Raw genomic sequence first — 23,225 nt, 5'->3', positions numbered from 1 at the left:
ATGTGCGTTTCCAGTAATAAATTAGTTTGGAACTCCTCGGAAGGAGCGCTCTTAGATCCTAAAATTGCTAACCCCAATTTGTAAACCCTGAGCTAAGTTTGTCAGGTTCTGACAAGAAAGGTTAATCTCATCGATTGAAGCTGTGAATTCGTCAATAGCCGCGGATACACTAGCTGCTTGTCCAGCTGTGCTCTGGCTGACTGCACCAATCTCCTGAACTCCTAAGACAATTTGTTGGCTGCCGCCTGCCATTTGTTGAATGGAAGAGGCAATACCGCTTACTTTTTCGGCAACTTCATTAATCATATTCAGAATTTCACTCAGCTCATCGTCTACTTTATTCACCATTTTAATCCCGTCGTTGACGTGGCCCTCTTCTGTGTCAATAGCAACAATAGCATGATGAATATTATTCCTGTTTAAGGCGACTAAAGCGCTTATTTGTCCGGTTGCAGCTTTCGCTTTTTCTGCTAATTTACGAACTTCTTCAGCTACTACGGAGAAACCACGTCCGTGTTCACCGGCTCGGGCAGCTTCAATAGCAGCGTTTAGTGCCAGAAGGTTTGTTTGCTCTGTGATACCGGATATCAGGCTGGCAATGTCAGCGATTTGTTCAGAGCCATCGGCCAAGGAAGTAATGGTCTCTTTCACGACTTGAGTACTTTTGCTGATGTTGGTCATTTGTTCAATTGCTTGCAAGAGTTCCCGCTGCCCTTCTTCTGTTGTAAGAGCTGTTTTTGTTGTGAGGGTGCTGACTAGCTGACCAGCCTCGGCCGCCATTTGGATATTGGCGCTTATTTGTTCTATAGCAGCTACGGTTTCGCTGACTGCTGCCGCTTGTTTTTCTGTTCCGCCTGCCACTTCAGCCACGGCCAGGGCAATTTGTCCGGAGGCCTTTGAACCTTGTTCAGTAATATTAAGGAGTTGTTGGGCGGAAGCAGTTACTTCTTCAGATGACGCTGAGACTCTTCTTACCAGAGTGGATAAACTGACTGTCATCCTGTGAAAAGCCTGCGCTAATTGTCCGGTCTCATCCTTGGCTTCATTTTTGATCTCGGTCACTCTGAGGTCACCTGCAGCAAGTTCCAGTACTTTTTTCAGCATAATCTGCAGTGGTTTGGAGATCGCACGGGCCACTAGCGCCCCTATGAAAATCGCCAGAATTGCAGCGGCAAGCGGGAGTCCGAACAGCATTTTCTCTGCGTTATGAAAGTTAATATTTTCGCGGGCAATAGTGCTTTTAGCCTCCTGATTGCTATAGTCTACAAGTTCAGGGAGCAAGGTGTTAATTTCATCTAAATCCTTGGTAAGGGTATCGGAAAAATATAGGTAGGCAGCTTCCTTGTCGCCCATCTCCATTAAAGCAACAATCCTTTGCCATCCCTCATCGTATCTTTGGAGAGTATCTCTTACTTGTGCCAGCTTGGCGGCTTTAAATGGATCTTGAGCAAGGGGAGAATAATTATCGAGGGATTCCATAATAAAGCCTTTGAGGACTATGGCCTGAATGAGCAGGCTTTGCTTTTTTGAAGAGTCAAGAGGGGCTAAGAGAAACTCTATATTGACACTACGAATCATTCGAACATTGGCATTGGTTTCATTGATGAGTTTTACAGACATCAGGGAATTTGTATAGACTTCATTCATGGCCAGGTTGGCTTGCCGATAATAATAATAACCCATCGAACTTAATCCGAGCATAAAGACGACCATGACAAAGACTAAAGCGTTAATCTTATGGAACATCTTCCAGTTATTAAACCAACTAAATTTGATCCCCCTGGATTTAGGCCATTTAAATTTAAACCGCTTAAAGTTAAACCATTCGAACTTATACCACTTCATTGATTTGAATTCCTCCTCTAGCGTAGTAAAAATGAGTTGCCTCCCATTGCCTTAACTTCTTTTTTGATATGGGCGGCTCGCTCAGAGACGAGCAAGGGAGTCCAAAGCTGGTCATGGGGGTTTATAATGAGGCCGGCCAGAGCAATGCTTAGGTTCCCGGTGCCGGGCAGCTGCTCGCAAGATTGTTCAAACCGGGTGATTATGTTAATTGCTAATTTTTCAAGGTCCGAGGGGGTAGAGATTATAATAAAATCGTCTCCCCCAATATGCCCAACAAAGGTTTCCTCGGCGGCACTATAGGAGACATTCAGCAAAACATCGCTTAAGGTCTTGATGGCTGCATCTCCTTGCTGGAAACCATATAAGTCGTTATAATATTTGAATTTGTTTAAATCGACATAAATAAGGCCAAAGGTTATATTCCGTTCTAAATGTTGTCGGATTTCCTGATCAATGAGCAGATTGCCAGGCAACCCGGTAAGGGGGTTAGCACCTCGGGCTATCTGGATCTGCCTCTCAGACATGGTTTTGATTAAATTTGCGACTGAGACCATACCAATCGGCTTGCGCTGGTTAGCAACAATAATTCCGTCATACAACTGAGCATCCGTACGCTGCATAGCTAAACTAGACACCACTTCTATGGGAGTGGTGTCTTCTACTATGAGAGGATTTTTATCCATCAAAATTGGAATTGTGCGTTCTAAATAAAGAGAATTACCGTAGCGCGTGCCTAGAGCTGCAAAAAGTCTGTCGCGCTGCATTACACCAGCCAGACGGGAGTCCTCAGTGATCCCTACTAACCATTGATGGGGATGTTCACGAAAGTAAGTTTCAACGGCATTGACCAGGGTATGGGTATTGAAGAGTGGCAAGGGTTCTACCATAGAAAGAATAGGGTGTTTCTCTATGGATTTAAGCCGGCGTTTCGGATCTAAAATTTCCTTAACGGCGGGATTAATGGACTTACGTTCAAAAGAGGGTTTTGCTATAAAGTACCCCTGAATGAAATCTACCCCTAATTGGATCACTGTGCGCATTTCCTCGATAGTTTCCACACCTTCGGCAATTATCCGGCAGCCTATACGCTTGGAAAAGGTGACAAATGTCTCCAACATGGCCCATTTGATTGAGTCGGCATTTACACCTTGTATTAGAGAGCGGTCCACTTTCAGAAAGTCGGGATGCAGTTCGGCTACAGACTGTAAAGAAGAGTAGCCCGCACCAACGTCATCCAGGGCAATAAGGTAACCTTGATTACGATAATGTTCCAGGGCATCTCGGAATGTGGAAAAATCCTCGATGGCACTTCGTTCGGTTATTTCCAGCACAACATCGGTTGGAGCCAGTCCTTGTTCATTGAGTAGTTTTCTGGTATGTCCTGAAGCAAACTCGGGGTCGATGAGGACCAGGGGGTTAATATTAAGGAAGAGTTTCTCATTGTTTTGGGCAATCGGAGGGTAGGATGTAATTGCCTGGCGCCGACAGAGTGTTTCGACTGGATAAAGCTGTCCTATCTTCTCGGCAAATGGAAAGAGGTCAGCAATATTGTTGAAACAAGTGGAGTTTGGTATACGGGCTAACGCTTCAAAACCAAACACCTCGCCGCTTCGAGTCTCAATGATTGGTTGAAAAGCTGCTTTAAGGTACTTGTCGGGTTCTTCGATGAGGTGGGTAATTTCTTCACGGCGAGCAAAGAAATTTGGATCTGGTTCTGCTTTGTTCAGAAGGAAGGCCTCTTTCACAGCTGCATACAGCAGATAATCTGCACTTCGGCCGATTTCGCTGACACATTGAGCAAGCCCGGAACGCAGGCATATTTTCTCGTATACTAGTTTCTTAATCCTCTGATTGAATCGTTCTTCCAGAGGGAGAACCCATTCTTTAATGACTTCTGTAATAGTCCAGTCCGTATTTTTTCCCGGAACAAAATAAACAACAAAGTCGTCCCCGCCTCTGCTTTCGTAATGAGAAAACAGATAGAGATTACGCTGCAGCTTAATCGTATGATGAATCTCTTTTTCAATTTCGTCTAAGATTTGTCTGCAGATCCTGTAACCGTATCGAAATTCCACTTCGCTAAATTTAACAATATCAAGATATAGCACCCAGATAGTTTTCTCTTCCTTCAGTAGACGGTATAGCTTTCGTTGTCTGATATCTACCGATTTAAACATTTGAAAACCCCTTCTTGAGACCAAGCCTGAAAACTGACCCCGAGTCTGTTTTTATGTATATCCCTACAATTCTAAGAGTAACTCACGACTGTAAAGATTTAATGAATTGAATGTTAATATAATGTTAAATCTGTCTTCCTTGAGCCAAAAGGCTTAGGATATAAAGTAATTTGAAAAGTTTTAAAAACTTTAGAATAAATAACGTAAATTTAACAAGAGTTACTCTATTTTTAACTTGTAAATAATACGTTCTTTACAATCATGTCTTAAAATTATCTCAAGAACGAAGGAGAGGTGTTGACTTAACTTGAATGAAAGGATAATTGGTCAGACACTGTCTAAGATGACTAAGCTGCTTCTTGCTTCGGCAGGCCCACTGCAATGCTTTTTCGATTCCCCGGGTTTAACTCATGTTCATTGCCTGGAACAAACTTACGTTGTTCTGAAGCAAGATGGCAAAGAGGATATGGCAAGATTATTCAAGTCACATCATTCTGCGCTGGCGAAAGGATTATTTTGGGCTGACCGGGGCTGGAAAAATGTCAATCATTTTTATACCGACCCAGGCAAACAAGGTTTTATAGGATGGCCTGGGGCTACCGGTGAGTGTCAGTATTATTTCAATAAGGCTTTCACCCTCTTTCCAAAGAATATCGATAAAGGCATGTTTTTTTTAGGAGCGGCGTTGCATCTGGTACAAGACATGTGTGTACCGCACCATTCTCAGGGAATTCTTTTCGATGGACATAAGGAGTTCGAGACCTGGGCTACTGACAATTGGAGCAAGTTTCCTGCAGCCAGTGGTATGTATTTGCCATTATCTCACCCCGCTCAATGGATAGATCATAATGCCAAAGTCTCCGCTCCGCTCTATCACTTGGTATCACTTGAGAAGGGGTGTTCAGAAGAGAGCTACAGAAGGGCTTCTAAAGTCTTGATTCCTCTGACAATTTCCACTTCAGCCGGATTTTTGGATTTTGCGGGTAAACGGTTATTCGATTTAAGATTTACGACTTGAGTGGATTCCTTAATTTTTTGGAGAGGATGTTGAAAGGAGAGATACAGAGTTGAAGCAGTTAAGGATTCTTGTATTCTCTGCAGGGTTTGGAAACGGACATTTTCGGGCAGCAGAAGCTGTGGTTGAAGGGATACAGTTAAAGGAGCCTGATGCCGAAATTATCCATTTGGATTTTGGCGAATTTTTGAATAAGCGTTTGAACACCGTAGCTAAGCGTTTATACATGGAGATGATTAAACATACCCCGAGGCTCTGGGGGACGTTTTATTATAAAACAGCCAAGCTGCAGCCTAAGTCTATAATGCAGCGTTTTCTGAATCAGCTGGGCCGCAGTGATTTTCTTAAATATATTCAAGGGTTTGAACCGGATCTTATTGTATGCACTTATCCCACAGTTTCCTCAGTATTAGCGCAGCTTAGGCAGGAACGTATCCTGCACGTTCCTGTGATTACGGTAATCACGGATTATGCAGTTCACAGTCATTGGGTTCATCCAGGGGTTGATCGTTACATGGTGGCTTGTAAGGAAGTAAAGGACAGCTTAGTGTCCTGGGGAATTGAAGGGCAGCGGGTTCGTGTTACGGGGATCCCGGTCAGTCCGAAATTCGAGAGGAAAATAGATCGCGGGCAGATCATTTCCAAATTCGGCTTGAATCCGGATCTGCCAACCTTTTTAGTAATGGGCGGAGTGTACGAGGGGGAAATAGTAAAAAGAATCTGCAAGCAGCTTACAGATTCTCAGGTTCCAATTCAGTCTCTGGTCGTTTGTGGAAAGAATGAAAAGCTTTATCAATCTTTAGAAGATCTAAGTGCACAGGCTCGTAACCTCATCGTACGGTTCAGGTATATTGATAATGTTGAGGAATTAATGGAGGTTTCCGATCTGATTGTCACAAAGGCCGGTGGGTTAACGGTTACTGAAGCATTAACGAAGCACCTGCCTTTGGTAATATTTAAGCCGATTCCAGGCCAGGAAGTAGAAAATGCACAGTTTGTGAAGCGGCAAGGCGCGGGGCTTGTCGCTGGAAGTGAAGAGGAATTGGAAAAGCTTCTGGATTGTTTCTCAAATTATCCGAAGGGTAGAGAACAATTGAAGAAAAAAGCAGCGGCAGTTCTGCCCGGCCGGTCTGCAGAACGAGCCGTAGAGGCTTTGCTGCAATTAGTTCCAGAATTGAGAATAGAGCAAAAAATCGGATAAATAGTGTTATAATTTAATTCATTGACGCGTAGGGTTCAAAAGATTCATTTTTCCAAAGTGAATACCAGACTAATTAAAAGGAGGCTGGATAATGACCCCGCAATATAAATATTCTTTATTGAACACTAAAGAAGCTACCTATTATCTCGAAGTGTCAAGTTTTAAATTTAAAAAGCTTATTAAAGAAGGGCAATTGAATCCACAGATTTGGACTCTGCGCAGCGGAAAAGAAGTACATTTCTTCGATCCTGCGGAGCTGACTAAAGTTAAGAAGATGTTGATTAAGGAAGGGTATCACTATCAACATGCGTAAGAAGGTTAAGGAATTCAATCTCCTTGTTAACAAGTACCATATGATGATTCAAGGGGTAATACTTAGTAAGAAGTAAGTGAGGTATGTCGAAATGGAATTGCTGGTTGATTTGCATACTCATACTATTACAAGCGGACATGCGTACAGTACGCTGACAGAAAATGCACTTGCGGCTTCAAATAGAGGACTCAAATTATTAGGTATGACAGACCACGGCCCAAGCATGCCGGGTGCTCCTGACCTTTACCATTTTGGCAACCTGTCCATTATTCCTGATCAAATATCCGGAGTAAGGATATTACCAGGTGTTGAAGCTAATATCACGAACCATGAAGGCGAGTTGGATATGCCGTTAAGATATTTGGAGCAGTTGAAGCTCATACTTGTTGGGTTGCATCCGATCTGTTATCAGGGTGGGACCAGCGAACAAAATACTGAAGCGTATCTAAAGGCAATGGAAAATCCTTATACAGATATAATGGTCCATCCTGGAAGACCTGATTTCGAGATGGATCTTGAAAAGATTGCACACGCTTCGGCTCGTTTGAATATTCCGCTCGAAATTAATAATAGTTCACTAGCGACGATTACAGAAAAGGCCAGAGCGCGGGATAATTGCCGTTCTATTGCCCGTTATATGGCAAAGTATAAAGGTCCGGTTGTTTTAGGAAGTGATGCTCATTTTTGGGATCGGGTCGGTGAGTTTAGCGAAGCGGTAGAATTAGTTCGTGAGGTCGGGATTTCTGACTATCTGATTCTTAACACTTCGCCTGAACGGGTTTTGGAGTATTTGGCTTTACGGCGTAAACAACGTACAGATTCCAACCAACGATCGATCAAGCATACGCGAAGCATTGCTTAGAGGCTGCAGGAGCATTAAAAATGTCAAATTCAATTGAAATAGCAGATAAGTTAGTTTCTCAGATTCTCTCAGGTAAATATAACCCTCATGATAAACTGCCGTCGGAAAATGAGGCGGCAGATCAATACCAGGTGCCTAGAACTACTGCCCGGAAGGCCTATGAAAGACTCGAAGAATTGGGATATATCTATAAAAAGCAGGGCAAAGGAAGCTATGTCAAAGACAGAAATAAGCAAATCGAGCTTGTTCTATCCGGGGATGTGAGTTTCAGTCAGAAAATGATAGAAAAAGGGTATGATTTTCAATCGGAAACATTATTCTGTCGGGAGATTAATTATATCAAGAAGATTTATAACTATTTAGAAACAGAGCAAGAGGAAAGAGTTTTCAAAATAGGGAGACTGAGGTATATTGAACAACAACCCATTGCACTTCATATTTCCTATGTAGCAAAATCAGTATTTAACGATATCGATGCAGTGGGTATGGAAATTTCGTCTATGTTCAAATACTACAATAGCAAAGGATATACAGAATTTTGTTCAAAACCCAGCATCCTTAGCGTTTCCTTGCCGACTAAGTTGCAACGACAAGTGTTGAATTGTAATTCATTCATACCGCTTTTGGTCTTGGAATCGGGCTGTACGGATAAAAAGACCGGCAGAGTATTGGAGTATGTAAGGATTTATTATAGAAGTGATTGTTTTTCGTGTGTTATACCCTAAATGGATAAAGGTTCGCTCAGGAAATAGCTTTATGCTTATGCATAGGGCTATTTTAAGCTATTAGCCCTGGTTTTTTAGGTTTACAGAGATTTAACCTAATACATACAAAGCTTTAACAACGCCAACTTGGCAACAAGTTATGATGTTTTTGTGGCAGACGTATGCCAAGGGAGGCTGATTAATGATTAGGAATAAAAGAACTGAGATATTAATCAAAGGTTCGGCAGAGGTTTCAGGAAAGTTAGCCCAAGAAATAAAAACCGGCTATGATGTAAAGATCATTGAGGAACCCAATACGAGTCTGGTGATGGTTAAAGTGCGGGAAAGTGCTAAACGAAGTTTATTCTACTTAGGTGAGATATTGATTACGGAATGTAAGGTTATGATCAATGAATCCTTAGGAATCGGTATGGTCAAGGGACATGAACCCGCACTTGCCTACAATCTGGCAATGATTGATGCAGCATATAATGCGAATTTACCACAGACAAAGGCTTGGACAGAGATTTTATTGCGGGAAGAAGCCTGCATTAATGAAGAATGTGAAGGGCTAAAGAACAAAGTCCTCAAAACAAAAGTCAACTTTGACACTATGAAGGTTTAGGTAAGAGGAGGAAGCCGATGAAACTCGATTTAGTTCATGATATACAAGCAGCTTATCGTAAAACGCTGGATTCGATGTCAAGGCCGGGCTTGATCAGTAATATCCGTAATCAGGCAGACAAGGTGAATATAGAGAGTGGTTGTTTAAATTCAACCTTAGTGATGGTAATGATGCTATTAGATACCGAAGTGAAGTTTAAGGTGTATTCCGAACGCGAAGCCGAAATTAATAAGCTCATTAACCAGTTAACCTATGCTAAAGCGACAGAAGCTGAGAGTGCAAATTATATTCTGGTTTTGAAGGATTCTAAACCAGAGGATTTTGAGAAGGCCTTTAGAAAGGCCTATCCGGGAGATTTGCTGGACCCTCATGCAGCAGCAACTATTATCGTTGAAGCGGAATCTCTAAGCAATGATCGAATGCTAACCTTAACAGGTCCGGGCATCGCAAATGAACGCTATATTAATGTAAAGACGATAGATGATTGGGTAGATTTACGGTCTGAGAAAAATTCTGAATATCCCTTGGGAATCGATCTTATCTTTACGGATCCAAACGACAACATTTTATGTCTTCCGCGTACAACACAAATCCTCAAACAGGTGGTTCAATAGATGGGCTATGTAGCAATAAAAGGTGGAACTTCTGCTATTGAAGAGTCCATCAAACGACTTAAATATGAACGGCTGAAAAAGGGCATAGTTTTGGATTGTGACAGAATTGAAGGGGGCATGCGCTGTCTGATTGACCAGGTTATGTCGGAAAGCAGTCTCTACGATGAGACTCTGGCAGCGCTGGCGATTAAGCAGGCCGAAGGAAGTCCTGAGGAAGCAGTCTTTCTCATGAGGGCCTATCGTTCGACCTTGCCGCGCAAGCATTATTCGCGGACGCTTGAGGGCTCAGATATGCTGGTGGAACGAAGAATATCGGCAAGTTTTAAAGACATTCCCGGTGGACAGATCTTAGGTGCGGCCAATGATTATACTCATCGCTTAATCGACTTTAAGTTAAGCGAAGAAACAGACCAAGAGGTCATTAACTGGGTACGCGACTATGCCTGGGAAAGTGGATGTGACGAAGAAACGGCTGATTTAGCCAATCTCCCTAAAGTTTTGGATTATCTGCGGGAGGAAGGTCTGATTTCAGCTTGTGAAAATGATGATAGCGAGCCCGACGATGTTACGAAAGAGAGTTTGCAGTTTCCTGCCAGCCGCAGTGAGAGACTTCAGATTTTAACGCGGGGGCAGACGGGTGCTGTTGCTGCATTAGGGTATGCAGCCCTGCGCAGTTATGGGGCACTGCATCCGACGGTAGGAGAATTACGGATTGGAAACCTGCCCATCTATGTTGATAATCCCTTCGACGAACGGAATGAGGACGGAGAGGCTTATTATATCGGAGAAATCAAACTGACTGAAGTAGAGACGGTGTTTCCGAAAGATGTTCAAAGATTAAATGGGCAAAAAGAGATTGAGTTCAGCTTGGGGTATGGAATTTGTTATGGACAAAATGAAACTAAGGCGATTGCCATGAGTATCTTGGACCATTGTCTGGAAACAGGTAATCAAGAGTACCCGACTCATAACGAGGAATTTGTCCTTTTGCATATTGACTCGGTTGAATCGACAGGTTTTATTTCCCATCTTAAGTTACCTCACTATGTGACCTTTCAGTCTAAACTTGACAGTGTCCGTAAGTCAAAAAGCGAGAACACTGTGAAAACCATTAGGAGCTGAATTAATGAATAACAAGTATAATTTTGCCTTTTTTGACGAAGGGTCAAAACGGGAAATTAGACGAGCGACTTTAAAAGCGATTGCTATTCCCGGGTACCAGGTTCCATTCGCTTCAAGAGAGATGCCCATTGCCAGAGGTTGGGGAACGGGAGGACTTCAGTTGACCCTTTCCCTTGTGGGCAAAGAGGATGTTCTTAAAGTCATCGACCAAGGCTCAGATGAATCCGTTAATGCCGTCAATATTAAGAAGCTCATTGCCGCGACAACCGGTATCGCAGTAACCAACGAAACATCAGAAGCAAGCATTATTCAATCAAGACATAGAATACCGGAAATCCCACTGCAAACTGGTCAGATTCTCGTTCTTCAGGTACCGCTGCCAGAACCCTTGAGATATTATGAGCCGAGTGAATATGAAACTAAAAAGCTTCATGCCGAACAAGAGTATAGTGGCGGATGGCTCATGCTATTTGAGCAAATCATGAACTATGGAACAACATCAACGGGTGCAGACCATCCGGTTATGGTTCATAACAGGTATGTTATGGCTCCCAGCCCTATCCCGAGATTTGATAATCCTAAGCTGAATAGTTCTCCGGCATTGATACTTTTAGGTGCGGGCCGTGAAAAGAAGGTGTATGCTGTGCCACCCTATACAAAGGTTGTATCACTTGATTTTGAAGATTATCCTTTTGAAGTTGAATCATTCCGGGATAAGTGCTGCAGATTGTGTGGGGCGGAAGGAGTATTTCTAGATGAAATACTGAATGATGCAACGGGTGAAACCTTTTATCAATGCAACGATTCCAGCTATTGTTTGCAGAAATTGAACCAAAATCAAGAGGATGAGGGAGCGTAAATGGAAGTTTTTGAACAGCCTGTCTTGTCTATCCGCAATCTAAATAAACAATATGGCAGCGGGTGTGTGTCCTGCAGAGATTCAAAAAGAAACAATCTGCTAAAAAATTATTGTCCTGCCTGCGGTACGGTCTACGCCTGCAGGGATATCCGGTTTGAGGTGTATGGGGGAGAAATATTAGGAATTGTCGGTGAAAGCGGCAGCGGCAAGTCAACCTTAATGGATTGTCTGTATTTCGACCAGGGGGTAAGCAGCGGAGAGGTTTATATTAGCTCCCACAAGGACGGAAAAGCGAATGTCTTGGCAGAATTGTCCCAACAAAAACGATATATAAGAAATCATAGGATGGGAAAAGTCTACCAGAATCCGCGTATGGGTTTAAAGATGAACGTTTCATCCATTGGCAATATCGCCGAGAAACTAATTTCTGCCGGAAACAGGCGTGTCGGAACGATGGAAGAGAGAGGAAAAAAATTACTGGAGCACGTCAACATACCGGTTTACCGTATGAAAGAAGCTCCCAAGAACTTCTCAGGCGGAATGCAGCAGAGGGTTCAAATTGCTAAAGCATTATCCAATAATCCCTCCCTGCTCCTGCTCGATGAAGTAACAACGGGGCTGGATTTGTCGGTACAAGCCAGTGTCCTTGATTTAATCAAGAGTATCCAGAGAGAGTTGAAGATTACAGTAGTCATTGTTTCCCATGATTTAGGCGTGATTAGAATGCTGGCGGACCGAACCATTGTGATGTTGGATGGAAGGATTATTGAACAAGGTTTGACCGACCAGATCCTGGAAGATCCTCAGCATCCTTATACACAGCAGTTAGTACAATCCCTCCTTTAATTTTATAGAAGGGAATTTTATTAGCCAAGGCTGCAAAATGTTCCTTATGAAAAGACAGAATATGAGGCTGTTATGCCCGCTTGCAGGTAGGATTGGATAAATGTGAAAGGACTGAGGAAAAATGATCCTTCGACTTGGCGAAGCTCCAACCATCCATGAGAACTGTCAATTGTACAATGCTGAGTTAGGTAGGTATACCGAGATTGGACTTTATAACGTTTTCGAAAATGTTGTATTGGGGGATTTCTCCTATACCGGCCGCTTTTGTACCTTACAAAACGTTGAAATCGGCAGGTTTTCTAATATTGCCGACATGGTAAGAATCGGCCCGGTGTTTCATCCTGTAGAAAGGCCGACTCTGCACCACTTTACTTACCGGCGGATAAAGTATGGTTTGGCTGAATCAGATGATGAGTTGTTCTATCAATGGCGAAGAGAGCAAAAAGCTTATATTGGACATGATACCTGGATTGGACATGGTGCGATCATCATGCCTGGTGTGAGGATTGGCAATGGAGCGGTTGTAGGGAGTGGTGCAGTGGTGACGAAAGATGTTGATCCCTATAGGGTCGTAGTTGGAGTGCCGGCTAAACCAATCAAGCGGCGATTTGCTGAGGATATCCTAAGCAAACTGGAAGCTATTAAGTGGTGGGACTGGCCCTATGAGACCATTAAAGCAAGGCTTGATGACTTTTGCCTTCCTATTAATGAATTCATTGACAAGCATTATAGAGCGGGTGAGTAAATGCAGGAGATACTAACCATTAAGCACTTATCGAAATCTTTTATGATCCATAATTTAGGCAAGCAAATTGAAGCATTGCGGGATATTTGTCTTGACTTGAGAGAAGGTGAATTTGTCGGAATCACAGGGAAAAGCGGCAGCGGGAAATCAACTGTTTTTAAGTGCATTTATCGTACTTATATACCGCAAAAAGGGAGTATATGGTATCAATCCAAAAACTTTGGACTTGTAAACATAGCGGAACTATCTGAACGACAAATGGTTTATCTCAGGAAACATGAGATTGGCTATGTATCTCAATTTTTAAACACTATGCCCCGGACAACGGCTCAGGAGCTGGTCAAGCATGCCGTCTTGGAGATGGGACACAAAGAAGAGTACGCAGAATGGGAAGCCAATAGTATGCTGGAGCATTTTGAATTGGACAGAGGATTATGGGACTGCTATCCGAGCACGTTTTCCGGAGGGGAAAAGCTGCGTTTGAATATTGCCAGAGCGATGGTAAAGCGTCCAAGGCTGTTGCTTTTGGACGAACCTACAGCAAGTTTGGACCATGCCTCCAAATTAAAAGTAAGAGAACTGATCGAGCAATTAAAACGAGAAGGAACAACCATGATAGGAATCTTTCATGATCTTGAGTTTATGGAAAATCTCTGCAGTCGGGAATACACGATGCGAAATGGGAAATTGGAGGATATTGAAAATTTAACCTAATAGTTACAGTGACATAATAGGGGCTTAATCATTCTCAGGTAAAATAAGAGTGCGGTTATCCAAGGGTATAATCATTTTTAAAGTTGAGAGGAGAATAGACGTGAAAAAAGCAGGAGTATTTGCTCTGGTTGTCATTCTGGTTGCGTTCCTTTTAGTAGGGTGTGGGGCAAAAGAACCGGATACTATCACTATCGCCTGGCTGCCGAATAATGCTGCAGAAGATTTCAAGGATACCCGGGCCGAAATCGGTAAGGTTATCGAAAAAGCTACAGGCAAAAAAGTGGCGGACAAATTGACCACAGATTACGCCATTGCGGTTGAGGCGATAGCCAGCGGTAATGCCCAAATTGCCTTTCTCGGAGGGGAATCATATGTAGAGGCTCATGAAAAAAATAGTAAGGTTATTCCGCTTGTAGTGAACAGCGGCTCATCGGGTACTTTGCAAGATGCCATGTATTATAGTCGGATTGTTGTTAAAAAAGGCAATGAAGATCAATACAAATCCGGTATGGATTATTCGTTGGAAAACATAGCAGGGAAAAGGTTCTCCTTTGTTTCAACGAGTTCAACATCTGGTTTTAAAGTGCCTTCAGCCGGTATCGTAGCTCATTTCTCAAAACAAGACAAGTGGAAGGACCTCAAAGCAGAAAACCTGCTTCAAGGCGGCAGTGATAAACTTTTTAGTCAAGTAATTTTTGGAGGGTCTCACCAACTATCCTTAGTCAACGTGCTCACAGATAAATCCGAAGTCTCTGCGGTCGATGATATTGATGTAATCAGTTATGTAGAGCTTGCAGGGGGAAAAGACAACACTCCCGGGGCAGTCTATACTGTTAAAAAAGATGCTACAGATCCGTTCAGCAAATTAGCGGGAAAGCAATTTGTGGTCATTGACTCAACCCCGGTTATTAACCCACCCTTTGCTGTTAATTCAGGCGAATTAAGCAAGGCAACCATCGACGCTATGATTCAGGCGCTCACTTCAGATGAAGTTACTAATAATGAAAAGATCTTTATCCCTAAAGACTCTAAAATGAAAGGGTTTTTCAATGCACCGCAGCGTTTTCTTACAGTAGAAGATTCCTTTTATCAGCCTATCCGTGATCTAAGCAAATAAAGGGGCGGGATGACCATTCCTGATTAGTCTTTTGTATAGGTGAGGAGTGGCAGCAATCAACTTCTTAGATGCTGCCACTCATAATCTGATGGACAGGGGAAGATTGTATGGCTTTATTAGAATTGAACCATGTCACAAAAAATTATAACAGCCAATTTTGTGCTCTAGATAATGTTAGTTTCTCCGTCGATGAAGGGGAGTTTGTATCCATTATTGGTCCTTCCGGAGCGGGGAAATCCACTCTTCTGCGCTGTATTAACCGGATGGTAGAAATAGACAAAGGCCAAATCTCCATTGACGGCGTTATTACTTCAAGTCTGAGCAAGAAAATGTTAAGAAAGCTAAGAACAAAGATCGGTATGATCTTTCAGCATTATAACCTGGTGGACCGGCTGACAGTGATCGAGAACGTGCTCCACGGCAGGCTCGGGTATAAATCGACATTGGCGGGGATCTTTGGCAAGTACAGTCAAACAGAAAAAGCTCAGGCTTTCCGCATTATCAAGATTTTGGGGTTGGAGGAGCAAGTCTATAAGCGGTGCGATCAGTTAAGTGGCGGTCAAAAACAGCGGGTTGGCATTGCCCGCGCTTTGGTGCAAAATCCTAAGATAATTCTTTGCGATGAACCGATTGCCTCCTTGGATCCTAATTCTGCAAAGATTATCATGGATCACTTAAGAACTATTTGCAAGGAAATGGGAATAACGGTCATTGTGAATTTGCATCAAGTAGAGGCAGCTCTGAAGTATTCGGACAGAATTATCGGCATTAATCGAGGAAAGGTTGTGTTTGATGGATTTCCGGAGAATTTGACCCCTCTACAGATTCGTGAGATTTATGGCTCAGAGTCCGATGATTTGATGCCGGATTTAGGAGAACGACATGCGGGATGACATTTTCAACAAACGAAGAAATAACATGCTGGTCTTTGTTTCATTACTCTTAGTGCTTTCCTTTGGTTCAATTATCATTACTGAGTACGATGTGAGGAAAGGATTTTTCAGCATATGGAAAGCGATGGCTTGGGGAGGAGCAAATTTTTACCCTGATGTTGAGTCATTGAGAATCGTACCTGAGATATTGCCTAAATTGAAGGAAACCGTGTTGATGTCTATTGCGGCAACAACGGTTGCTGCCCTGTTTGCCTTATGCTTATCTTTGGCAGGTTCTCAAACAACAAGGATAAATTGGGCATTTAGTATTATTAGCAGGGGAATTGCTTCTCTTTTTCGGAACATACCCCTGGTGGCTTGGGCCATGGTGTTAATGCTGGCGTTCAACCAAAGCCCGCTGACTGGTTATTTGGCCTTGTTTTTGGGTTCTTTTGGGTTTCTGACACGTGCTTTTATGGAAACGATTGATGAAGTTGGCAATAACTCAATTGAAGCTCTGCAAGCGTCCGGAGCCAGTTATTTTCATATTATCTTTCAAGCTGTGTTACCTGCCGGCATGCCTCAAATGATTAGCTGGTTATTGTACATGATTGAAACCAACATTCGTGACGCTACTTTGGTTGGAGTACTTACCGGAACAGGTATCGGGTTTTTGTTTGATTTGTATTACAAAAGGTTCGAGTATCACGAAGCTAGTCTAGTCGTACTTTTTATCGTGATTACTGTTATTACCATTGAAGTTATATCAAATAAAATCAGAAGGGTGATTTTGTGATGCAGTTTGAAGAATCAATCCGCGGATGGGAGCAAGTAGGCCATAACCTAAAAAGTATAAGCATTGCGCCTATCAAACCCCTGAACAAATCCGGTATTGCCATGCGGGTTGTCTTGCTTGCCTTAAGTGCTATAACAATTTATTTCTTCTTGACGATTGATTATCAGGGTATTGATCTAATGAAGGGTTTTGCCGATACAGTTGTCAATTTTATGACAATCTTTCTGCACCCTTCGTCACATCGTTTTACCTTAGGGGAGGCGTTCTATAATGTTGTCGTGACCTTGGGTCTAGCTTTTCTGACGACTTTAATCGGCGGAATTGTCGCGTTGTTTTTAGGATTGCTGGCTGCTCAGAATTTAGCGCCCAAACAAGTTACCCATATAATTAAGGGTTTTGTCGCGATTATTCGAGCAGTGCCTACAATTTTATGGGTTTTAATCTTTGCGGTTGCTGCCGGACTGGGCAGTGCTGCGGCGATTATCGGTATGAGTTTTCATTCGGTTAGTTATTTGACTAAGGCCTATTCTGAATCCTTCGAAGATCTGGATAGAAGTGTTATTGAAGCGTTAATGGCGAGTGGCGCTAATTGGTGGCAGATTGTTTTTCAAGCGGTTCTGCCCTCCTCTCTAACTTATTTGCTCTCCTGGAGCTTCTTGAGGTTTGAAATCAATTTTGCTAATGCAGTTGCGATGGGGGCTGCGGCCGGAGCAGGCGGAATTGGATTTGATTTGTTTATGGCAGGGGATTTCTACTTCGATTTACATGAAGTAGGCCTTATCACCTATTTGATTATTGCTATTGCAATTGTTCTCGAAGTAGTTTCAACTCAGTTTAAACGCAGACTCCAAAAGAGTTCGTAAGGTCTTCGTTCGCCGAACAAGCTCACTGGAGATTGATAAAGGATTAATCAGGCAGCTCACAATAAATAGAAGGAGTATTGACATGAGAACTGAGCGGGTATGTATTTATAATGCATTGATCATTTTGCCTAATGATGTTGTCAAGGGACATATTGTAATCGATGGTAATAAGATTTCAGAGATAGAGGAAAGTGATTTCCCAAGGGTCAAGTGTTATTCAGATATCACGATGATTGATGGGGAAGGTTGTTATATCATGCCCGGCATGATTGATCTGCATAGTGATGCCATTGAAAAAGAGATACAACCCAGGCCCAATACGTTATTCCCGATAGATATGTCTTTCTATGAACTGGAAAAAAAGCTTGTGGTAAGTGGTATTACGACCATGTATCATTCCCTGACCTTGAGCGATGAATGGGGAGTGCGAAACATCAGCACGATCCTGGATATCATTAAGAGCATAAACCGGCTTAAGCGAACTCGTCCGATGATTCATCACAAAATACACCTCAGATATGAATTGCCCTTCCTGGCTGGGGTTAGTGCTTTGGAAAGTCTCATCAAGGAGAAGAGCATAGATTATATGTCCTATATGGACCATACTCCTGGTCAAGGCCAGTTTAAAGATGCGGAGTTACTTAAGGAATTTACCATACAACAGCATGGTAAAAATGAGCGGGAAGTTGAGGATATGATCGATAGAACCATTGAAAACCAGACCAGGATCGATTGGCTAAAGCTAATGGCTTTGGCTAAAATCGCAAGAAGTAAAGGAATTAGATTGGCCTTCCATGATGATGATTCAAAAGGGAAAATAGATACTCTTTATGCCTGCCAAGGGACTGTCAGTGAATTTCCTATCAATCTGGAAACGGCTCTTTATGCTCGTTCTAAAGGAATTCATGTCTGTGTCGGGGCGCCTAATATTATCCGTGGTAAGTCCCACAGTAATAATATGAGAGCGTTCGACGCTATTAATAATAATGCGGCAGATATCGTTTGTTCCGACTATCTGCCCAGCGCAATGCTTCCGGCTATTTTTCATTTGACTAAAGAAGGGATTAAGCTGACTGAAGCCGTCAAGTTGGTGACTTTAAATCCGGCTATGGCCTTAGGGATTGATAGTGATGTTGGAACTATAGAGGTAGGAAAATCTGCGGATTTAATAATTGTTGAGATACATCAGAATTATCCCATTCTCAGAAAAACTCTGGTTGGCGGAAAGACTGTTTTTCAATCAGATTTTCAGGAGTTAAAGATTGAAAGAGTTGATAATGTATGTTGATCAGGCAGGCTACAGAGACGGATCTCCCTCAAGTTATAGAACTTTTGCAGGGTATGGACGAAGAAGAAGTCCTTACTCTCGATGAGGCGTTGAAACTATGGCAAAGGATGAAAGAATATCCCTATTATAAGATCTTTGTCGCTGAAGATAAGAAAGTCCTTATCGGCACATGCAGTCTCATAATGCTTGATAACTTAGGGCATCTTGGAACTAAACTTGCTGTTGCGGAAAGTATGATCGTTAGTAAGAGGTACAGAGGACGCGGTGTAGGAAAAGAATTAATGCAATTTATTATGGGATTAGCAAAAGAGGAAAAATGTTATAAATTAATGCTTTCCAGCAATAAAAAGAGGGTTTCAGCTCACAAATTTTATGAACAGTTAGGCTTCATGCAGCATGGAATAAGTTTTATGGTAGAGGTTGGCAGCAATGATTGATTTACATGTGCACACAAAGATATCTGATAATTCCCTAAGTACCAAAGAGGTAATTCGACTGGCTAAGGAAAAGGGACTGACTCATATTGCCATTACAGATCATGACACAACGATAGGTTTACCTGAGGCCATAAACCTTGGCCGGGAGATAGGAATAGGGATAGTGCCGGGGATTGAACTATCTGCTTATGATTTCCGCAGAAATAAGAGAGTGCATATCCTCGGCTTGTATATTGAACCGGGACATCCCGCTTTGGATCGGCTTTGTACGCCACTTCTTCAGAGCAGAAACCAAACATCCCAGGAAATGGTTCAAAGGATCAGCTCCGCCGGCTATGATATTTCCTGGGAGGATGTTCAGCACTATAGAGGAGGAACGGGTGTCTTTAAACAGCATATTATGCATGCCTTACTGGATAAAGGGTATTGTGAGAGTATTTATTGTGATCTATACAAAACTCTTTTCCAAAGAGGGAACCCGCCTGAATCTCGAGGAATTGCTTATATTCCGCTCGTATACTTGGACGTTCGGGCCGCGATTTTGGCTGTCAGAAAAGCCGGAGGGGTTCCCGTCCTTGCTCATCCGGGCCAGTTTGCGAATTTCGAGGGAATTGATGAATGGGTAGAGTTGGGATTGGAAGGAATTGAAGTGTTTCATCCCACTCACAATCAAGATCATCGCCAAATCTCCTTGGAATTTGCGCAAAAGCACAAACTGGTCATTACAGGGGGATCGGATTTCCATGGCTTTTATGGGGAAAAACCTGTTGAATTGGGATGTCCTGAGTTGGAAGTAAAATGTCTTTATGAACTGTTAGCCAGAAAAGAAGGATGGAGGCTTCTCTAAAAGAGAGGCCCTAGATCATAGAAGGGTGATTTTGTGATCCGAGTCAAAGAAGAAACAAGACATGAATCAAAAACTATTTGTGAGCAGCACAATTTTGCTTACATTATCCAATTAATACTATTAATTAGGGCTTGCTAACGAGTGCTAAACGCCAGGGAAAAACCTGATTTAACAAGGGTTTTTGGGCATTTACGTCGAATCTTTAGTGCAAGGAAATATGAATTTAGATTAAAAAAACCGTGCACTTGGAGGTTGAAAATGTACCGTAAACCGAGTCCCCAGCTAACCATAGATGATTTCATCCTGCCTTTTTCGGGGAAACTGGATCCCGAAAATCGTTGGGTTCAATTAGCTAATATAATTCCTTGGGATGAGTATGAAAAAGAATACGCCCATATGTTTCCGAGTGATCGTGGCAATGTGGCCAAACCGGTCCGTATGGCACTCGGTACGTTAATCATCCAAGCTCGCTGCGGTTATACTGACCGTGAAACGGTTCAGCAGATTACGGAGAATCCTTATCTCCAATGGTTCATAGGCCTCAAGGAGTTTCAATTGACTCGTCCTTTGACTCCAGTCGCCCTGGTGAAATTTCGCAAGCGCTTTAAGAAAGACCGCATGGCTAAAATCAACGAGCGCATTGCTTTAGCTGAGCGGGCGGCAAAAACATCTGAAAAGGAAGCCGAGAAGAACGATGATGATCAACAAGGACCTAATCTTCCGGATGCGGATAAGGAAGAGAAGAAAACCCCTGCTGACTCTGATTCAGAAGAATCCAAACCGAATCAAGGTATGTTGATCCTTGATGCCACCTGCACACCGGCCGATATAAAATATCCGACAGACCTCGGACTGCTTAACGAATCCCGCGAGAAACTGGATGAGATCATTGATACGCTTCATAAAGCGAAGGGTAAAGCAACCAAACGGCCGAGAACTTACCGTGAAAAAGCGAGAAAAGCTTATCTGAGTGTGTCTAAACAGCGGAGTCCGAGAAAGAAGCAACTTAGAAAAGGCATCAAGCAGCAATTGCAATATTGTAAAAGAAACCTTCGCCACGTTGACCAAATGCTGAAAGAAATTCCCTCAGGCTTTGAAGCCTTAAGCAACCGACAAGTCAAGTTATTGGAAACCATTCGAACCGTAATTGAGCAGCAGGAAACAATGTATAAGACAAAACAACATCAGATACCGGATCGAATCGTCAACCTCTATCAGGATCATGTCCGACCGATTGTACGCGGCAAAGCCAGTGCCAAAGTAGAATTCGGGGCTAAGGTAGCCATAAGCATCGAGAAGGGATTCTGCCGCATCGAAAAATTGTCTTGGGACGCGTTTAATGAAGCAGAAACATTGATAGATAGCGTAGAGCGTTACAGAGCCCGTAATGGATGCTATCCTGAGGCGGTGCTGGCCGACAAGATATACCGTAACCGCAAAAATCTGGCGTATTGCAAAAACCACAACATCCGGCTCAGCGGTCCCAAACTAGGCAGGCCCTCAGGAGATGCCCTGAAAAAAGTAGAGAAGGCCATTGAACGGATGGATGCCAAGATGCGTAATGCTGTAGAAGGCAAGTTTGGCGAGGGTAAAAGGAAATATGGCCTTGATCGTGTTTATGCTAAATTGAAAGAAACAGCAGAGTGCATGATTAGCATGCAATTCTTTGTCATGAACTTGGAGCATAAGCTCAGGGTTCTTTTTGTCCAAATTTTGAAGAGGTATTTTCAAATTACAGATATTGGTGTATTTGCGTAATCGAACGAATAAAAAGGATTCGGTTAGCAAGCCCTAATTATTACGGGATTGACAATCTACATTAGTTTAAGGATGGATTATAAGAGTATTGAGATTTTCAAGGGTTTGTCTGATAAACTTGATCATTTTAAAATGATGTTTCTGTACCCGTATTCTCATAGCTTTACCTTATGGAACGCTGTTCAGAAAATTATGACGACTTTAGGACTGGCTTTATTCGCGACCTTGAGCGGTGGATTAATTTCTCTGGGCTTGGGGTTGTTAACCGCTCAAGATATGTATTCTAAATATATTAGCAATATTATCAAAGGACTTGTCACTATTATCCGACCAGTTCCTACAATATTATGGGTATTTATTTTTGCAGTATCTACTGAACTCGGCAGTGCTGCGGCACTAATTGGCATGACATTTCACTCGATTGGCTATTTATCTAAGCCCTATTTTGAGCTTTTTCAGAATAGAGATAGAAGAGTATGCTTTAATACCCACTTGATAGCCTGGTCTTACATGAGATTTCAAATTAACTTCGCTTATGCAATTTCCATGAGTGTGGTTGCCGGAGCAGGGGAAATTGGGGTTATGACATACTTGATTCTTGCGATAGCGATCCTTCTGGAAACAGGTTCTATGAATAAAGTAAGATAAATAACAGCTGTCTTCGAATTTATTTCAGAAGACAGCTGTTATTTATCTTACCTTTCTGACTGAGATTACAATATTTAACACTAACTTTACATTATGTTCATTTAGACTTTACATACAAAGCTTATGATATGTGTAGGTGATCTTTTAGATACAAATTTCGTAAGGGAGGAAAATTTATTGAGGGGAGTTAAGATGTGGCCAAAATTTTGCTCGTAGACGACGAAATTAAAATTCAAGAACTTACTCGCAATGATTTAGAAAGGGAAGGGCATACTGTACTTATCGCTGCGGACGGTGAACAAGGATTAGATCTGGCCAGGCGGGAAAGTCCGGATATCATCATCTTAGATCAAACTCTGCCGTTTATTGATGGATTAGATGTGTGTAAATCCATTCGATCACACAATGAATTTGGATCTGTTCCAATAATTATAATGAGCGATAGTGATGATGTAACAGATAAAGTCATCGGCCTTGAACTGGGAGCTGACGATTATATAACAAAGCCCTTCAATTCCAGAGAATTATTAGCGAGAATTAAAGCGAGGCTTAGAGAAGTTCAACGAAAAGCTGAAGCCAAAAAGAGTCCTTTAAGGTGGGGAACTTTAGAGATTTGGCAAGAAAATTACCTGGTTACTTTAGATGAACAGCCTCTAAGCCTTACAGTAAAGGAGTTCGAACTTTTAGTTCTCTTTGTAGCCAATCCTTACCAGGTGTTTAGCCGGGAATATTTAATACAGAAGATTTGGGGCAATCTTTCCAGCACAGGGACCAGAGCTTTAGACGTGCATATTAGTCATTTAAGAAATAAATTAAAGCCTTTAGGACCGGTTATTGATTCAGTAAGGGGAGTAGGTTATCTTTTTACCCGTCGGGAGTAAAATTAAAACTTTAACTTAAAGTTTACATTGAATTCATTAAGACTTTACAAACATTTTGTATAATCAATCTGCACTC

General features: G+C 42.3%; 24 protein-coding genes. 22 read left to right on the top strand and 2 right to left on the bottom strand.

Annotated elements, in window-relative coordinates:
* Positions 1 to 51: 51 nt before the first annotated feature.
* Together DESYODRAFT_RS14175 and DESYODRAFT_RS14170 are read right to left on the bottom strand one after the other, a co-directional pair.
* Complete coding sequence (locus tag DESYODRAFT_RS14175; protein WP_007784164.1) at positions 52 to 1,845, bottom strand: methyl-accepting chemotaxis protein; 1,794 nt, start codon at positions 1,843 to 1,845, stop codon at positions 52 to 54.
* Between the two features lie 17 nt (positions 1,846 to 1,862).
* Positions 1,863 to 4,022, bottom strand: coding sequence for a GGDEF domain-containing protein (locus DESYODRAFT_RS14170; protein WP_007784162.1), 2,160 nt, complete (start codon positions 4,020 to 4,022; stop codon positions 1,863 to 1,865).
* A gap of 307 nt (positions 4,023 to 4,329) precedes the next feature.
* On the opposite strand from DESYODRAFT_RS14170, the gene DESYODRAFT_RS14165 reads away from it, so the two are divergent.
* From DESYODRAFT_RS14165 to DESYODRAFT_RS14060, 22 genes are all read left to right on the top strand, one after another.
* On the top strand, positions 4,330 to 5,040 hold the full coding sequence (locus DESYODRAFT_RS14165) for a zinc dependent phospholipase C family protein (protein WP_007784160.1): 711 nt from the start codon (positions 4,330 to 4,332) through the stop codon (positions 5,038 to 5,040).
* 49 nt (positions 5,041 to 5,089) lie between these two features.
* A complete protein-coding gene (locus tag DESYODRAFT_RS14160) occupies positions 5,090 to 6,238 on the top strand; it encodes an MGDG synthase family glycosyltransferase (protein WP_007784158.1) in 1,149 nt (382 codons plus the stop codon).
* A gap of 91 nt (positions 6,239 to 6,329) precedes the next feature.
* The gene (locus DESYODRAFT_RS14155; protein ID WP_007784157.1) at positions 6,330 to 6,551 is read left to right on the top strand and encodes a hypothetical protein; all 222 of its coding nucleotides are present in this window, start codon (positions 6,330 to 6,332) and stop codon (positions 6,549 to 6,551) included.
* A 91-nt stretch (positions 6,552 to 6,642) separates the two neighbouring features.
* Positions 6,643 to 7,413, top strand: coding sequence for a phosphatase (locus DESYODRAFT_RS14150; RefSeq protein ID WP_007784156.1), 771 nt, complete (start codon positions 6,643 to 6,645; stop codon positions 7,411 to 7,413).
* A gap of 20 nt (positions 7,414 to 7,433) precedes the next feature.
* Complete coding sequence (locus tag DESYODRAFT_RS14145; protein ID WP_007784155.1) at positions 7,434 to 8,138, top strand: GntR family transcriptional regulator; 705 nt, start codon at positions 7,434 to 7,436, stop codon at positions 8,136 to 8,138.
* 181 nt (positions 8,139 to 8,319) lie between these two features.
* A complete protein-coding gene (phnG, locus tag DESYODRAFT_RS14140) occupies positions 8,320 to 8,742 on the top strand; it encodes a phosphonate C-P lyase system protein PhnG (protein ID WP_007784153.1) in 423 nt (140 codons plus the stop codon).
* Positions 8,743 to 8,759: 17 nt separating this feature from the next.
* Positions 8,760 to 9,356: a phosphonate C-P lyase system protein PhnH gene (gene phnH, locus DESYODRAFT_RS14135; RefSeq protein WP_007784151.1), complete on the top strand. Its 597-nt coding sequence runs from the start codon at positions 8,760 to 8,762 to the stop codon at positions 9,354 to 9,356.
* Positions 9,357 to 10,478, top strand: coding sequence for a carbon-phosphorus lyase complex subunit PhnI (locus tag DESYODRAFT_RS14130; RefSeq protein WP_007784148.1), 1,122 nt, complete (start codon positions 9,357 to 9,359; stop codon positions 10,476 to 10,478).
* A gap of 4 nt (positions 10,479 to 10,482) precedes the next feature.
* Entirely contained in the window at positions 10,483 to 11,337 is an 855-nt protein-coding gene (locus tag DESYODRAFT_RS14125) for an alpha-D-ribose 1-methylphosphonate 5-phosphate C-P-lyase PhnJ (RefSeq protein ID WP_007784146.1), read from the top strand.
* Positions 11,338 to 12,183, top strand: coding sequence for an ATP-binding cassette domain-containing protein (locus DESYODRAFT_RS14120; RefSeq protein ID WP_007784145.1), 846 nt, complete (start codon positions 11,338 to 11,340; stop codon positions 12,181 to 12,183).
* A 121-nt stretch (positions 12,184 to 12,304) separates the two neighbouring features.
* A complete protein-coding gene (locus DESYODRAFT_RS14115; protein ID WP_007784144.1) occupies positions 12,305 to 12,928 on the top strand; it encodes a DapH/DapD/GlmU-related protein in 624 nt (207 codons plus the stop codon).
* Positions 12,929 to 13,642, top strand: coding sequence for a phosphonate C-P lyase system protein PhnL (locus DESYODRAFT_RS14110; RefSeq protein ID WP_007784142.1), 714 nt, complete (start codon positions 12,929 to 12,931; stop codon positions 13,640 to 13,642).
* A 100-nt stretch (positions 13,643 to 13,742) separates the two neighbouring features.
* Positions 13,743 to 14,759 carry a PhnD/SsuA/transferrin family substrate-binding protein gene (locus DESYODRAFT_RS14105; protein WP_007784141.1) on the top strand — a complete coding sequence of 339 codons (1,017 nt, stop codon included), beginning with the start codon at positions 13,743 to 13,745 and terminating at the stop codon, positions 14,757 to 14,759.
* A gap of 107 nt (positions 14,760 to 14,866) precedes the next feature.
* Positions 14,867 to 15,652: a phosphonate ABC transporter ATP-binding protein gene (gene phnC / locus DESYODRAFT_RS14100; RefSeq protein WP_007784140.1), complete on the top strand. Its 786-nt coding sequence runs from the start codon at positions 14,867 to 14,869 to the stop codon at positions 15,650 to 15,652.
* A 25-nt stretch (positions 15,653 to 15,677) separates the two neighbouring features.
* Entirely contained in the window at positions 15,678 to 16,427 is a 750-nt protein-coding gene (locus tag DESYODRAFT_RS14095; RefSeq protein WP_242833466.1) for a PhnE/PtxC family ABC transporter permease, read from the top strand.
* The gene (locus DESYODRAFT_RS14090; RefSeq protein WP_042338588.1) at positions 16,427 to 17,290 is read left to right on the top strand and encodes a PhnE/PtxC family ABC transporter permease; all 864 of its coding nucleotides are present in this window, start codon (positions 16,427 to 16,429) and stop codon (positions 17,288 to 17,290) included. The genes DESYODRAFT_RS14095 and DESYODRAFT_RS14090 overlap by 1 nt, the downstream gene beginning before the upstream one ends.
* A gap of 82 nt (positions 17,291 to 17,372) precedes the next feature.
* Complete coding sequence (locus DESYODRAFT_RS14085; protein ID WP_007784136.1) at positions 17,373 to 18,578, top strand: alpha-D-ribose 1-methylphosphonate 5-triphosphate diphosphatase; 1,206 nt, start codon at positions 17,373 to 17,375, stop codon at positions 18,576 to 18,578.
* The gene (locus DESYODRAFT_RS14080) at positions 18,572 to 19,015 is read left to right on the top strand and encodes a GNAT family N-acetyltransferase (RefSeq protein ID WP_007784135.1); all 444 of its coding nucleotides are present in this window, start codon (positions 18,572 to 18,574) and stop codon (positions 19,013 to 19,015) included. Before DESYODRAFT_RS14085 ends, DESYODRAFT_RS14080 begins: the two co-directional genes overlap by 7 nt.
* On the top strand, positions 19,008 to 19,862 hold the full coding sequence (locus DESYODRAFT_RS14075; RefSeq protein WP_007784133.1) for a PHP domain-containing protein: 855 nt from the start codon (positions 19,008 to 19,010) through the stop codon (positions 19,860 to 19,862). The genes DESYODRAFT_RS14080 and DESYODRAFT_RS14075 overlap by 8 nt, the downstream gene beginning before the upstream one ends.
* Positions 19,863 to 20,120: 258 nt before the next feature.
* Positions 20,121 to 21,620: an IS5 family transposase gene (locus tag DESYODRAFT_RS14070; RefSeq protein ID WP_007783992.1), complete on the top strand. Its 1,500-nt coding sequence runs from the start codon at positions 20,121 to 20,123 to the stop codon at positions 21,618 to 21,620.
* A gap of 105 nt (positions 21,621 to 21,725) precedes the next feature.
* Complete coding sequence (locus DESYODRAFT_RS14065; RefSeq protein WP_169315924.1) at positions 21,726 to 22,268, top strand: ABC transporter permease family protein; 543 nt, start codon at positions 21,726 to 21,728, stop codon at positions 22,266 to 22,268.
* A 194-nt stretch (positions 22,269 to 22,462) separates the two neighbouring features.
* A complete protein-coding gene (locus tag DESYODRAFT_RS14060; protein ID WP_007784131.1) occupies positions 22,463 to 23,149 on the top strand; it encodes a response regulator transcription factor in 687 nt (228 codons plus the stop codon).
* Positions 23,150 to 23,225 lie beyond the last annotated feature (76 nt).

Source organism: Desulfosporosinus youngiae DSM 17734 (assembly GCF_000244895.1).
Classification (GTDB): Bacteria; Bacillota; Desulfitobacteriia; order Desulfitobacteriales; family Desulfitobacteriaceae; genus Desulfosporosinus; species Desulfosporosinus youngiae.
Note: the sequence above shows the minus strand (reverse complement) of the source record. Positions and strands in the feature narration are given on the sequence as shown.